This is a genomic window from Streptomyces sp. NPDC052910, assembly GCF_055585605.1.
The window spans coordinates 129,884-143,342 of the sequence record NZ_JBVJJR010000013.1 but is presented as its reverse complement, the minus strand read 5'-3'; the positions used below and the strand labels follow the sequence as shown (position 1 = coordinate 143,342).

The window sequence follows — 13,459 nt, the reverse complement described above, 5'->3', positions numbered from 1 at the left end:
TATCGGGGCAGGTGGCCAGGCAACGGATCCGAGTCCAGTCATGGCGGGCAACCTATCGCACGCCAGTGAAAGTGATCCGAAAGAGACGGCCTAGGCCTATGACACGGCGGGCAACCTCGCTCATGCCTCCGCCCCGCCCATGGCGCGCCGGGCAAGCGGAACTTCGAGGTCGGCGCGGCCGTCGGGCCGGCCGCACGACGTACGAGCACGACGCTCAAGGCCGGCTGGTACGCAAGACCCGCAAGCTCCTCAGCGGCCAGTCCCGCACGTGGACGTACTGCTGGGACGCGGAGGACCGTCTGACGTGGGTGGTCCCGCCGGACGGCGCGCAGTGGCGGTAGGCGTACGGCCCGCTCGGCCGCTGCGTGTCCAAGCACCGCAAGGCGTACGTAGACAATCCCTTCGCTTGGGTGGACCCCCTCGGTCTCACGCCCTGCACTCCTGGATACCGTGCACAGAGGGAACATCCGGACAGTCAAAGACTCTCGGTCGACTCAAGCGGAAACGTCAGCCTCAAAGGGGACGGACAGCTTTACGTCAACCTGAGTGGCGACATATCGCACTCGCTCACGTTCCGCGGCGGCACGGGCGAGGTGATTGCGTTCGATCTCCCGGGAATCGTACGTTCAGAAGATCCGGGACTCTGCAGTTCCGCAGCGTCAGCCCAAGGACCTCAAGCACCTCAGCGCGAAGGAATGGAGGATCTACCGGCGGACGCGTCCGGAGAGAGCCGCCCCCAAGATATCTCCCGGTCTGTACGGCATGCCCCCCGAATATGCTCGAAGGGTTTAAGAAGGCGATAGCCCCAGGCTGCGGGAAAGTGCTCAAGGGAGACGGTTCGTGACCAGGCGGGACAGGGAGATTGAACTGCGGAGAGTTCACGAGAGGCCATCGGAGGAAGACTCCGGACGGCTCCTCGGCCGCTTCGAGGTGACTGTCGACGGCACTCCCGAGGACTACGCCTGCCGTCTGAGGTCGGTTCTCCGGGCGGCGCTGAACATCGCCGAGGATCCGGGCTTCGAGGAGGCGGACGAACTGCCGACGGAGACGGTGCCGGGCTGGTTCGCTGAAGTGTCCGGTGAGCACGGCCGCGGAGCCGGCCGGGAGCACGGTCCGGACGACGCGGTCGCTGAGGTTGGCGCCTCCGTGTACGTGTCCGAACGGGAAGAGGAGCGGTGGGGGTTGCAGGAGTGGCTGTTCACCTTCGACCCGGAAAACAGAAGCTGGCTGTGGTGGGACGTGACCGAGTCGGCGGACGGCGGGACAGTCAGCCTTTGGGTGGACACCCGGGGTGAGCCGGTGGTCGGGTGCGAGCAGTTGTACTGGCTCGCATACACATGTGGAGCACATTCGGTGGGGCGTATGCTCCTGGAGCGCGTGGAGTGCTGGCAGCGGGAGCGCTCGCTGGCGAACAAGCCCATCGCCTGATGGGACGGTCTTTGCCGCGATCAGCTACGCGCTGGTCAGCGGGTGTGCCTGGCGAACTCAGCAGCCATGTTTCGGCATATCGAAGTCGACCGCCCATCGCCAGTTCCTGATCTGGTCGCGTGCCGGCGTCCGGGGCCGGCTGCACGAGGCGGTCCTGCACCGGCTCGACGACGCCGGGCCTGATCGACGGGACCCACGTCGTCCTCGACTCCGCCCCCATCAGGGTGAAAAAAGGGGCGAACGCACAGGCCCGTCGCCCGTGGACCGGGCAAAGCCGGGTTCCTAGATGCACATCCTGTCGGACCGGAACGGGCTGCCCCTCGTCGTCGGCATTTCCGCCGCCAGTACCCACGTCAGCGAAGGGCTGAAGCCCATGGCCGCCGGTCACCAAACGAGACACGACCCCCACCGAGGCCGCCATCCCACACCCCAACGCCCCTACGCAGGCACGGCCTACGACGTATCTCACCTGCACAGATGGCTGTGGGGAAAGCACATCGGCATCCGCACCGCCCGCAAGGACATCGAATCCAGCGAACGACTGGGGCGGCGCCGTTGGGTGATCGAGCGGACGAGGTCGTGGCTGACCGGCTCCCGACGCCTATCGCCCCGCTACGAGCGCGATCCCCGCATCTACCTGGTTCTCTTGGCCTCGCCGCCGCGCCCCGCTGCTACAAGCGACTCCTCCGCCTCATCACAAAGGACACGGTCTGAGTACGCGGACTCATCAAGCAGGCACGACTCAGCCCGCACACCACCGCGAAGGCAGGCACGACATGGACGAAGCAACGCTCAGACGATCCGAACAAAACGACCTCGACCTAGTCATCACACTCGTACGTCATCAGCCCGGCCACTCGGCCCGTTGGCCCAGTCGAAGTCGAACACGCCAGACCCGCCCAGGCGCGCCCTGACCGAGGACTCCCGACCCTCCATCTTCAGCCGAACCCCTTCCACGCTCGCCGAGCCACCACCTTCACCTCGCCTCAGCCGCACGCGGGAAGACGGCCCGGCGTGGCCGCCAGACGCTGTACGCCGCATTACAGCGGCCATTCCGCTGAGCCGAGAAAACAACAAGAGGGCGTCCTCCGTGTCCCTCTCCAGGGTTGCCCGCAGGTGTGCCACGCCCCTAGGCCGTCGCGGGACCGGCCGAGACCGGCGCCAAGCGGTGTTCCCCTCGTCATGGTCGGACGACTGCCGTCAGCGCCCAAACACCCACGGCCTCCTGCGGCGTTCGTACTGCGACCGGCCAGCCGCCCGCCCGTCCCACCGCAAAAGGGGGACGAGGCCTCGGCAAAACGCCGGAAGCAGCAGCGCTGAGCACGGGTGAAGCGTCGCTCCATTTCCTTCGGCAGAATGATCCACATGGCCATGGACAAGAACGCAGTGTTCACACTGCCGCGAGGCGCCACGGGTTTCTACCGGCCCAAGGGCGGACCGCTGCCGGAAACCGACCCGCGAGCGTTCCGCGCGGCACTGTACGCAGCCGCCCGGGCGGCCAAGGGGCGGGTGAGCGAGATGGAGGAACGGGCCTACTCTCGTACGTTCCACACCGCGACGGTCGTCAAGGGCACAAACGAGTACGTCATCCTGTGCCACGCCTACCACCCCTGGATCGCATTCGCTCAGGAACGCCGAGACTGGTACACAGAGGAGTTCCTCGCCCGGCCATCTTGGGCCCATACCTTTGCCACCCTGGGATTTACAGTGCTTGATCGCGCACAGCTCACTCGGCCGCTCTCGGACATCGACACCTCGTTCCTCTCCCCGAGCGAGTGGCGCGAGGCTCGCTACTACGGTGTCACCACAGTGGGCGGAGTGCTCTTCAACTCATGGGACTGACACTCGGGAAGACGATTCCTCCGCAGCCGGTGGATGTGGCCCGGACCTACTTGGGCTGCTGAAGCATCCTTCAATAAGTTTGCGGGCCTGCACCGGTCTGAGCCGAAAGCCGGCGGCCACCCGTCGGCGGTGCCCAGGAAGAGCAATGACAAGGCCTGGCCAGTCCCCCATGAACCACAAGTAGCTGCCAACGCGTCGCCGTAGGGGTTTGCCCAGCCGAGCTTGCCCGAGCCATGTCGGCCAAGGGCGCTCAGCAGCCTCGACAACGCCTCACCATGCCGTGAGAGCCCCGCGGCAAAATGTCCTGGACGGCCCCGACTTCAGGAGAGAGCATTGGAACCGATTTCGACCGTCTTCCGGAGGAACGGTGATTGAAGAACTTGACGACCGCTGGCTCATCGGATTGAGAGGCGTCCCAGTAGTAGCAGCCACTCACATGTCGGATGGTCGGGACCTCACAGTTACCCTCGCCAACGGGGCGGTTTTGGCGATTTCCGGGCCGTCGCTTCTGACCGATGGGCCGGCCACCGCCCCAGGTGCAGTGGCGCTCCCCAGTGATGAAGCGGCCGCATTGATCGGCTTCACTGTTTTGTCAGCGGTCGCATTCAAGTCCGGCTCGCTACGGGTGGTGTTCAGCACTGGCCATCACCTGAATGTCCGAAGCGCCGGATCCGAGGCGACAGCTCGCATTCAGCAAGATGGCGTATTCGAGTGGTCATGCCGGGAGGGCGTCGGCACTATGAGAGTCTCACGTGCCGAGAGTCTCTGACCTCAGGGTTTTTCGATGGCCCGCAGGTTCGCCCTGCGGACCATCGTTGTATGTGGGCGACGCCGATGGTGGTCTGGCAGATACCGTCGCTCCTTGCAGCGGCAATCGTGGAGGATCTTCCAGCTCTCCGTGCGGGCGAAGGCGTACTCGACCCGGGCCCGGACGTGCCAGTGGGAGGCGTTGCGCCGCCCTTTGCCGCAGGAGTCCCTGATGCCGGACTCGGCGAAGGCGGTGGAGTCGTTGCGGTACCCGGTTCTCCAGCGTCAGCGCCCTGTGCCGGACCGGCCAGTCCAGGGCCAGGGCCATGCCGCCCTCCCGTTGGCCAGCCCGCACCGGACGCTGGACCCAGCACGGCCTGAGCCCGGTGAACACCTCTACGATTCACGATCTCAAGCGGTCACGACCGGCACGACCAGCTCTACGCTGCCTCAGCCTATCCGGGATCCGGAATTATGAGGCAGGCTTCAGTCCCCCATGAACCACAAGTAGCTGCCCGGTGTCTCCGCACACGCGTCAAGGAACTCGGCCAGGTCGACCAGAGCCGCTTTCTGCTGGTCGTCAGCACACCTCTGCGCCAGGGCGGCGACTTCCCGGCGGGCGACTTGGGCTTCCTGTTCGTTGAACAACGTGTCACCGTAGGGATCCACCCAGCCGAGCTTGCCAGTGCCATGCCGGCCAAGGGTGCTCAGCGCCCGCGACAACGCTTCACCGTGCCGGTAAGAGCCCCTCAGCAAGGTGTCCCGGGACGACCCCTTCCGCGTGGGCCGTCCGGAGTGCAGTTCCAGCTCAATCCCCATGCGCCCTCCTTCACTCTCGGGCACGAAGTATCGCGGAGAAAGTTGTCCGACACAGTTCAGGGAGCGGAAACAGTGTGGGCCCGCAGGTAACGGCCCCAGATCTGCGCCTTGTAGTAAGGCCCATCCCCGTTGCAGTCGTACTGTGGCGCGTCGAAATCGACCCAGTAGGCCAACTCGCCGGCGTGCGCTTGAGCGTGCTTTACGGGCTCCGGGGCGCCCGTTCCGTCGACCGTGCCGGTGAAGTCGTTCTGCCAGGGGCCATCCCACTCCGGATCACGCTTCACGGTGACCCGGGTGCCTACGTCGAGAGCTTCCGGCGGCCACGGCCGCGGAAGGGGCAGCCCTCTGGCATGTTCGGCAGCCGGTCGGCCAAGCGAACGCGACGAGCCGGAAGAGGAAACAGTCACAGTCTCACTGACCTTTCACTACGGACTCACCACTGCCAGCCATTATCGGCATTGTTGTCGAGTTCCCCACCGTGCCGAGGCGGCAGCAGGCGTGGTGGTCGTGGCCACTGCGCGCCTCTGTACCTGTAGGGATCTGGGGGCGCACTCAGGGTCAGCCCAGGGTTGCGATCAGGGTGATCCCTGATGGCGACAGCGGCCGCGTACAGCAGAGTTGGCGTCGTCGCAAAGTGTCGTCAACGCTGTGAAGGAGAGACCTCGATGCGGATCCGCCGTGCCGTCACCACCCTCGCCCTGGCCACCGCCCTCACCGCCGGCGCGGTCCTGCCCGTGGCCGCTGCCGCGTCCGCTTCAAGCGCTCCGGCGTCCCCGAGCCCCACCGTCCAGGACGTCCTCGCCCACCTGCCCGACGATGTCGTGGCGGGCGCGCTGGTCAGACGGGACGGCTTGGGCGCCGCCGCCGGCCCGGTCACCACTGACGCTCATATCCGCATCGGCAGTGTCACCAAGGCGTTCACCAACACGGTGGTACTGCAACTCGTCGCCGAACACCGGATCGGTCTGGACACCCCGGCGCGGAGGTACGTCCCTCAAGTGTTGCCTGAGGCATACGATCGCGTCACCGTGCGCCGGCTCCTCGACCACACGAGCGGTCTGCCCAGACCTGCTCCCACGCCGGGCCCGGCCGACGGAGACGGATGGCAGCTCAAATCCGTGGCGCCCGAGGACTTCCTGCGCGACTCGTTCGCCGCAGCCGCCGCCACACCGCCCACGCCCGGCTCCGAGCAGCAGTACAACGGACTCAATTCCCTCCTCCTCGGCCTGATCGTCGAGAAGGCCACCGGCCACTCCTTCTCCACGGAACTGCAGCGCAGAATCATCCGGCCGCTGCGTCTCAGGCACACCAGCCTGCCCGCCGCCGGCGACCCGACGATTCCCTCACCCCACGCCCAGGTGTACGTCGACGGGCACGACGTGACCGAGCAAAGCCCCTATCCGTGGACCGAGGGAGGCATGATCTCCACCGCCGCCGATCTGGACCGCTTCTTCACAGCGCTGTTTCGCGGCAGCCTCCTCCCGCCTGCCCAGCAGAAGCTGGTATTCGAGATACCGGACGTGAAGAGCGCTCCCGGCAACGGCAACTGCGCGGGCCAGGTGGCCTGCTACAGCGTCGGCGGGCTCCTGCGCTACCAGCTTCCGAGCGGCGAGTACGCGTGGGGCAAGACCGGTTCCCGCCCCGGCTGGGACAACGGGTTCTTCGCCACACGCGACCTCCGACACCGTGTGGTGTACTCCCTGAACCCGAAGGGCAACGGCAACGACCTCCCGTACATCAAGGCGCTCGTGAACGCCGGGCTCAGCGACTGAGAGCCGGACTCCGCCTCCCTCTCCCCCCAGCCCGCCCGGTACTTGTCCGGCCGACGACCGTGGATCAGCGATCAGCGATCAGCAAGGACAACAGGCGATGGGTCATGTCAGCAGGGCACGTATCGAGACTGCTCAAGGAAGCACCACAGCTTCCGGATCTGGTGCCCGGCCGGAAGTGCGGAGACCGGCGATCTGCGGTTGTGCGTGCGTCAGTGAGCGTGACCCAAAGCTCCGTCAGACACGACAGCCGGACCCAGCGCCACCGGCAACGCGCTCACCTGGCGGCGCGTCAGGGTACGGCGAGCCGACCCGCCACCAGTTCCACCCTCCGCTCGGCAACGCTCCGGGCGGCAGCCGTCCTGCCCGCCACTCACCACCCGCCACCCGCCACCCGCCACCCGCCACCCGCCACCCGCCACCCAACGTCTCCACAGCGCAACACCCGAATCACGTCCGCATCCGCCGCGAAAAAAGAAGCCGCTCGGGCTGACGCGCGTCGGCTGCCGTGGGCCGGCCGCCAGGCTGGGCGTCGCGGTCACAGCTCGGCGTTCTGCCGCGAACCTTCCCGTCAAGCAGGTGGTAGCCGACAAGTGGATACCTCAAAGACGAGTTCGAGTCCGTCCTCTTCATCCCACTGTTCTCCGACCTCGACGAAGCCGAAGCCCGAAATCGTCGCCAGAGATGCCACGTTGTCGGGGCTAATCGTCGCTCGCACCGTTGTCACTTCGGTTGCGGCCACTGCCCGGCGCAGCAACTCGATCAGCGTGGACCGCGCGTATCCCTGGCGGCGGAATTCGGGAGCGATGGAGTAACCGATTTCGACCATGCCGACGTCATCGGGCGGTCCGTGGAAGCCGGCATGTCCGACGACGAGATCCTGGTCGCCGACGACCGCTTGCCGCGTCATCCACCGTGCGCGGTGGGGATCGGCGGCCATCTGGTCGAGCCGGAACTGCCACAGCCACCGTGCGCTGTCGGTCACGAAGTACTCGGACAGAGGGACTCCGGCGATTCTGCCGGCTCTGGGCAAGTCTCCGTCCAGCAAGGCGGACATCGCCCCACCGGCCAACTCGACGAACCGGACGTGTTTCGGACTCCGCATGAGCGGGCTTCGGTGATCGGTTTCTTCTGTCATCCACGGATGCTCGCCGATTGGACCGAAGGTATCCAGCGATTTCGAAGCGGTCGGGCACCGAGCCCCCGACATCACCCGCCACCCGAACCCGCCGCGTCCGTGATGTCACGGTCTGCCGATGCCACAAGCGCGCCACCGGGCCAGGACAAGCTCCCTCCGCCTCGCTGACATCCTCGTCCGGGTCGGGCGCTGATCCACAGCCCTGGCGGTCAGTTCGGCGAGTGGACGACGAGTCGGTTCTGCTGCCCGTCGAAGATGCCGGCCAGGGCCTCGCCCTCTCGCCGGCCGCCCTCGAAGAGCCCGCGCCGATCGACACGCACGACCAGGACGTCGTAGCTGTCGATCACATCCGATATGCCGCGGGCGTGGATGGTGTCCGACCAGGCATCCAGGTTCCTGCCGAACCACTCCGGCAACCCGCAGGGGCCCGCGACCGCGTCCCAGAAATCCTTGAGTGTCTCGATCTCTCGTCCCCGCAAGTCCACGATCAACTCGTGGTTGTCCTTCATCACCACAGCAGGATAATCAGCCGGGGAATCGTCACCGGCAGACGTGATTCGCGCTCCTGGTGGGGTGTCGACCTCACCGTGCTCCGGCACTCCGGTTGTTCACCACCGCGGTCCCCGGCGTGACGATGAGGGCGGAATTGGTTGTGTCTCCGTGGACCAGTCGGCGGCGTCCCTGGCGCGGCTCCGCGGGTGCGCGAGTGCGGCGGACGTCACCCGGCATGAGGCCAGCGCGCACAGTTCTCCGAGAGGGGCCCGTGACCCCGTGCGCTCTTCCCCACCCGGCTCATCGGCCCGAACGGGAAGTCGCCGCTTCGATTCCGTCCAGCAGAACGGCCAGCCCGTCCGTGAAGACGTTCTCGACCTCGCGTTCCCAGGCGTCCGCCGGATCGCCGCTCCCGGTCGGGTCCTCGCCCTCAGGGGATGGGCTCGGCGAGGAGGCGAGTCGCGTGGACAGTGGGAAGCGGTCGGCGAAGTCGGGGGCGAGGTTGTCGAGGAGTGCTGCCCGGGACTTCCACCAGTCCTGGTCCGCGACGCCTGTCACGGTGGCCGCCCGGCGGATCTCGGCTGTCGTACGGGCCGAGCCCTGGACGAAGTGGAACAGTGAGTTCACCACGGCTCGCAGGGTTCCGGCCGGCAGGCCGGTCCCGGCAAGGGCGCGGAGCAGCGACTCCAGCACGGCCTGTTCGTTCGGTCCGAGCACCGGCCGCGCGAACGAGATCTGGAGTACCCATGGGTGCCGCAGGTAGAACGCCCTGAGGTCCGACGCCCACGCCGTCACGGCGGCCCGCCAGCCTCCCGGCACCGCACGATCGGTGGGCAGTTCCGCGTGCACCCGGTCGTACACAAGGTCCAGGAGTTCCGCCTTGCCGGGCACATAGGTGTAGAGCGCCATCGACGAGCACCCGAGCCGTTCGGCCACCGTGCGCATCGACAGCCCCTCCACCGAGGCCGCCTCGTCGGCCACCGCGATCGCCGCTCCCACCACGGCGTCGACGCTCAACCCCGGCTTGGGTCCGGGCCCTTTGCGCGTGGCCGGCTCGCCCGGCGGACCCCACAGCAGCGTCATGGACGCGGTCGGGTCCCCCTGCCCGGCGATGATTCCCACCCTTGATCTCCTTACGCCCTACGTTATTGTCCTCTCCGCCGGACACTTTACGCCCTACGGAGTTCGCGTCACCGGCCCGAGCCCGAGCCGAAGCCAGCACCGAAGCCAATCCCAAAGCCAGAGTCAGAGTCAGAGCCATAGGGAGAACAGCCGTGATCCAGGCAAGGCTGCACGACGGAAGCACCCTCCCGGTGGAGGTCCACGGCACCGGCCCCGCCACCGTGCTGCTCCCCGTCGATCCCCGGCCCGCGGACGGGGTCCGCGCCGAGGAGCTCCGGCGTTGGGGCGTCGACCCCGCCCTTGGCCGGTCCCTCGTGCGAGGTCTCACGAACGCCGGTCACCGCACGGTCGCGTTCGCCTACGAGGCCCACCTCATGGCCCACCCCAGGCCGGACGCCCTGACCCCGGACACCGTCTCCGCCGATCTCTTGGCCGTCGCCGACGCGGCGGGTGCCGATCGGTTCGCCTATTACGGGTACTCCTGGCTGGCGCTGAGCGGCCTGCAACTCGCCCTGCGCACCGACCGGCTCACGGCCCTCGCCATGGGCGGCTTCCCGCCCCTCGGCGGCCCGTACGCCGAGATGCTGCGCGTCACGAGGGCCGCGCACGCGATGGCGGCTTCCACCACGGCCTCGGATACGGCCACCGGCGAGCCCACGGGCCCGGACGGCTACGACTGGTCGTCCGTGGAAGTGTCCGCCACCGAGGCGCAGACACGGCAGTTCGTGACGCTGTACGAGGCGCTGCGGGACTTCGACGAACGAGCCGCGCTGGCGCGGCTGCGCTGTCCGCGCCTGTGCTTCGCCGGCTCCGCCGATACGATTCCCTACGGGGAGGGCTGGGGTGGCGTCACCGTCGACATCGGCGGCGCGGTCGCGGCCGGCCGTACGGAACTGGCCTCCGCCGGCTGGACGGTCCACCTCCTCGACGGCCTCGACCACACCCAGGCCATGCAGCCCGCGCACGCCCTCCCCGTCCTGCTTCCCTGGCTCGCCGCTTCCCTCGCCCCCTTGGACGACGCCGCACGTCCAACGAGTTGACGGCTTCCCGACGTCAACCGACCGCCTCCGAGCTGCCGTTTTCGACTCGGATGTCTCACCCCGGCCCCTATGCTCGGCCGCGCCACAGCTCACCTGCCGGGGGTTCCACCATGTCCGATCCGGAACGGCTCGACCCGTCTCAGGGCATCATCGCGCGCTACGCGACGCGGTTGCAGGAGGTGCGCGTCGAGCGTGGCTTGACCCGGGCGGAGGTCGCGGAGCGGGTCTTTCTCTCCTATAGCGCGATTGCGAAGTTCGAGTCGGGTGATCGGCTGCCCACGGAGGACGTGGCCCGCGAACTGGACGAAGTCCTGGACGCTTGCGGGGAACTGTTCGACTTGTGGGACAGCGTCAATGACACCCCTTATGCCCGCTGGGCATCGAGGCTCGAAAGGGTGGAGGCCGGGGCGCGCGAGATTCGCCACCTCGCGGGCGGCATTCCGGCCCTGCTTCAGACCGAGGCTTACATCCGTTCGATCCTGGCCCGTGGCATGGCGCTATTCGGCGGCGACTTGGAGGACAAGGTCCGGTTCCGGCTGCGAAGGTGCCACGTCCTCCACGGCACCAACCCCCCGTTGCTCTCCACCGTGGTCTCGGAGGCGGCGCTCCATATGCTCGTCGAATCCCCCGAGGTCATGCGGGACCAGTTGAACCACCTGGTGCACATGTCGGGGCAACCACACGTCAGTCTCCGCGTCATCCCCTTCACCAGTCAGGTCTTCTCGTACACCGGCCAGGCGACTCTGCTGTTCCCCAGGATCGGCAAACCGACGCTGTACACCGTCGCTTTCGAGCAAGGTGTCTTCTCTGTAAAACCGTGGGAGGTCGCATGGCATGTGGCGCTGTACGATCACGTCTACAACGGTGCGCTTTCGGAAGAGGCTTCAAGAGCCCTCATCTCCAAGGTGATCGAGGACCAATACATGGCTGACCCGCGATCCGACCTCACCGCCACGGGGTGGCGCAAGAGCTCCTACAGCGGCGCCCAGGGCGAAATGTGCTTGGAGGTCGCCGACCGCCACCCCGGTGCGGTACCCGTCCGGGACAGCAAAACCCCCACCGGCCCCACCCTCGCCATCCCCGCCCCCGCCTGGTCCGCCTTCGTCACCGCGCTGACCGCCGACGACGGGTTGTCACCCCGGTCGCCCCGGTCACCCCGGTCACCCCGGTCGCCCCAGCCCTCCCGGTAGCGGGGACCAATCCCCTGCGCCGACGCTGACGCCGGAGCACGTCACAGGACCGCCTTCACGCGACGGTCGGGGCGTTCCAGTGGGGTGAGGAAGTCGAGGGTGTCGAGGGGCTGGTCGGTGAAGTAGGCGGCGACGAGCTTCGCGTAGTCCTCGCCGCGTTCGAGGTGGGCGAGGTGGTCGGCCGCGCGGATCAGCGTGAACGAGCCGCCCTGGATCGTCGCGGCGGCCTCGCGGCTGGTGTCGGGCGGGACGAACGTGTCGTGTTCCCCGGTGAAGGACAGTGCCGGCACGCCGGTGATTCCACCGGGCGGCAGTCCCGGGAACCGCAGGATGCGTTCCAGAGCGGCGAGGTAGTGGGGGACCGCGCTGCGGTTCACGCCGCTCATGACCTGGGAGAAGTGCCGGACGGCGAGTTCCCGGTCGCGGACGGCGTGTCCGGGGTCGGACATGAACGTCTCGACGGCGAGGCGCCCGCAGGTTTTCAGGTCGCCGGCCGCGAGGCTGTCCCTCATGGCCCGCAGGCCGTGAGCCGGGTACGGGGTGCTGCTGGGGGCGGCCAGCAACAGGCGCTTGACGCGGTCCGGGCGCTGCTGGGCCAGGCCGTAGGCGACGTTGGCCCCGTAGCACGCGCCGAAGAGGTTCACCGGCCCCAGGTCGAGGTGGTCGAGCAGGTCGTCGAGGACTTCGGAGAGGAAGTCGAACCCGTAGTGCCCGGGCAGTTCACCGGCCGTACCGGAACCGGGCAGGTCGGCCGTCACGACCGTGGCCGCATCGGTCCACGGACCTTCCATGCGTCGGGTGCTGTACATGGTCTGGAACGCGGCGGCGACCACGACGATGGGTTCGGTGCGGGGAGACGGGTTCTCGACGATGCGGCATCCGTAGTCTCTGCCTCTGTGGGAGAGGCGGCGCACGGTCTCATGGGGCACAGCCTGAGGCCTCCTTGTTCCGGACCGGGGGTGTGCCGGTCCGACGGCACGACGACTGAGCGCTCGGGGCGCCGGAGCGGGTGGCGGGGCCGAGCACGTGGGGAGGTGGTGGGGTGTCGGTGATGAAGGCTTTGACCAAGTCCGCGACGGCGTCGGGGCGTTCCATTGGCAGCATGTGGTCGCAGTCGCGGATCGTCAGGAAGTCGCCGCCGTCGATAGTCGCGGCGAAGGCGCGTTGCAGGTCGGGCGGGGTGAGCGTGTCGTGTTCGCCGGCGAAGCACAAGGTGGGCACGTCCGCCAGGCCGCCGGTGAGGGCGATGCGGGTGCCCAGCGCGCGGGGCAGCAGGTGCTCGGCGTGTGGTCGTCGGGCGACTTTCTGCAAGGAGCGCCGGAAGGAGCGTACGGCGAGGTCACGGCGGTGCACGTATCGCTCGTCGTCCAGGCAGAACACGGTCGCGGTGACCCGCTTTACGAAGCCTCCGATGTCGCCGGTCGCCAGCAGTCGGCTCACTGCCCTGTGGCGGGCGAGGGGGGTGTCGTGGAGGTGGACGGGGACGCCTCCGAGGAGAAGGCGGGCGCAGCGGCCGGGGTGGCGCTGGGCGTAGCGGAAGGCCAGGACCGCGCCGTAGGAGTAGCCGAAGAGGTTGACGCGCGGTACCCGCAGGTCGGCGACGAGGGCGTCAAGCGCGTTGTCCAGGATCTCGGCGGTGTGCTCGGGGCGTGGCGGGTCGGAGTCGCCGGCGCCGGGCAGGTCGGCGGTGACGAGGGCGGACACATCCGCAAGGGTGTCTTCGAGCTGTGCCCAGTCGTGCATTCCCTGGAAGGCGCCGCCCAGCACGACCAGGGGTTCGGTCCGTGCGGTGGTGGGAGGCACAAGCCGGTAGCCGTAGGACAGTCCGTCGACGGTCAGGGTGTGCAGGTTTTCCATGGGCAGGTTGTCCGC

Annotated in this window: 13 protein-coding genes and 1 pseudogene; 7 read left to right on the top strand and 7 right to left on the bottom strand. The window is 67.7% G+C overall.

Annotated elements, in window-relative coordinates:
• The first annotated feature begins 840 nt into the window (after positions 1-840).
• From ACZ6X9_RS31515 to ACZ6X9_RS31500, 4 genes and pseudogenes are all read left to right on the top strand, one after another.
• The gene (locus ACZ6X9_RS31515) at positions 841-1,428 is read left to right on the top strand and encodes a hypothetical protein (RefSeq protein ID WP_469781429.1); all 588 of its coding nucleotides are present in this window, start codon (positions 841-843) and stop codon (positions 1,426-1,428) included.
• Positions 1,412-2,142, top strand: a pseudogene (locus ACZ6X9_RS31510) (IS5 family transposase); the annotation flags it as partial. The gene ACZ6X9_RS31515 and the pseudogene ACZ6X9_RS31510, both read left to right, overlap by 17 nt.
• Before the next feature lie 651 nt (positions 2,143-2,793).
• Positions 2,794-3,270, top strand: coding sequence for a hypothetical protein (locus ACZ6X9_RS31505; protein WP_469781428.1), 477 nt, complete (start codon positions 2,794-2,796; stop codon positions 3,268-3,270).
• Positions 3,271-3,706: 436 nt separating this feature from the next.
• Positions 3,707-4,039 carry a DUF6188 family protein gene (locus ACZ6X9_RS31500; RefSeq protein ID WP_469781441.1) on the top strand — a complete coding sequence of 111 codons (333 nt, stop codon included), beginning with the start codon at positions 3,707-3,709 and terminating at the stop codon, positions 4,037-4,039.
• Positions 4,040-4,503: 464 nt separating this feature from the next.
• Here the strand turns inward: ACZ6X9_RS31500 and ACZ6X9_RS31495 are convergent, their stop codons facing one another.
• Complete coding sequence (locus ACZ6X9_RS31495; RefSeq protein ID WP_469781427.1) at positions 4,504-4,836, bottom strand: hypothetical protein; 333 nt, start codon at positions 4,834-4,836, stop codon at positions 4,504-4,506.
• 56 nt (positions 4,837-4,892) lie between these two features.
• Positions 4,893-5,120, bottom strand: coding sequence for a ferrous iron transport protein A (locus ACZ6X9_RS31490; RefSeq protein WP_469781426.1), 228 nt, complete (start codon positions 5,118-5,120; stop codon positions 4,893-4,895).
• 381 nt (positions 5,121-5,501) lie between these two features.
• Between ACZ6X9_RS31490 and ACZ6X9_RS31485 the strand changes: the two genes are divergently transcribed.
• Positions 5,502-6,608 carry a serine hydrolase domain-containing protein gene (locus tag ACZ6X9_RS31485; protein WP_469781425.1) on the top strand — a complete coding sequence of 369 codons (1,107 nt, stop codon included), beginning with the start codon at positions 5,502-5,504 and terminating at the stop codon, positions 6,606-6,608.
• Between the two features lie 568 nt (positions 6,609-7,176).
• On the opposite strand, the gene ACZ6X9_RS31480 is transcribed toward ACZ6X9_RS31485, so the two are convergent.
• The 3 genes from ACZ6X9_RS31480 to ACZ6X9_RS31470 form a co-directional block, all read right to left on the bottom strand.
• Positions 7,177-7,743: a GNAT family N-acetyltransferase gene (locus tag ACZ6X9_RS31480; protein WP_469781424.1), complete on the bottom strand. Its 567-nt coding sequence runs from the start codon at positions 7,741-7,743 to the stop codon at positions 7,177-7,179.
• Between the two features lie 209 nt (positions 7,744-7,952).
• Positions 7,953-8,252: a barstar family protein gene (locus ACZ6X9_RS31475; protein WP_469781440.1), complete on the bottom strand. Its 300-nt coding sequence runs from the start codon at positions 8,250-8,252 to the stop codon at positions 7,953-7,955.
• Positions 8,253-8,535: 283 nt separating this feature from the next.
• Positions 8,536-9,357: a TetR/AcrR family transcriptional regulator C-terminal domain-containing protein gene (locus tag ACZ6X9_RS31470; RefSeq protein WP_469781423.1), complete on the bottom strand. Its 822-nt coding sequence runs from the start codon at positions 9,355-9,357 to the stop codon at positions 8,536-8,538.
• 152 nt (positions 9,358-9,509) lie between these two features.
• Here ACZ6X9_RS31470 and ACZ6X9_RS31465 point away from each other — a divergent pair, with 152 nt between their 5' ends.
• The gene (locus ACZ6X9_RS31465) at positions 9,510-10,397 is read left to right on the top strand and encodes an alpha/beta hydrolase (RefSeq protein WP_469781422.1); all 888 of its coding nucleotides are present in this window, start codon (positions 9,510-9,512) and stop codon (positions 10,395-10,397) included.
• Between the two features lie 110 nt (positions 10,398-10,507).
• Positions 10,508-11,587 (top strand): helix-turn-helix domain-containing protein, encoded by a 1,080-nt coding sequence (locus tag ACZ6X9_RS31460; protein ID WP_469781421.1) that lies wholly within the window; start codon positions 10,508-10,510, stop codon positions 11,585-11,587.
• 41 nt (positions 11,588-11,628) lie between these two features.
• Here the strand turns inward: ACZ6X9_RS31460 and ACZ6X9_RS31455 are convergent, their stop codons facing one another.
• Both ACZ6X9_RS31455 and ACZ6X9_RS31450 read right to left on the bottom strand, forming a co-directional pair.
• Positions 11,629-12,516 carry an alpha/beta fold hydrolase gene (locus tag ACZ6X9_RS31455; RefSeq protein ID WP_469781420.1) on the bottom strand — a complete coding sequence of 296 codons (888 nt, stop codon included), beginning with the start codon at positions 12,514-12,516 and terminating at the stop codon, positions 11,629-11,631.
• Positions 12,506-13,444, bottom strand: coding sequence for an alpha/beta fold hydrolase (locus ACZ6X9_RS31450; RefSeq protein ID WP_469781419.1), 939 nt, complete (start codon positions 13,442-13,444; stop codon positions 12,506-12,508). The genes ACZ6X9_RS31455 and ACZ6X9_RS31450 overlap by 11 nt, the downstream gene beginning before the upstream one ends.
• Between the last annotated feature and the right edge of the window lie 15 nt (positions 13,445-13,459).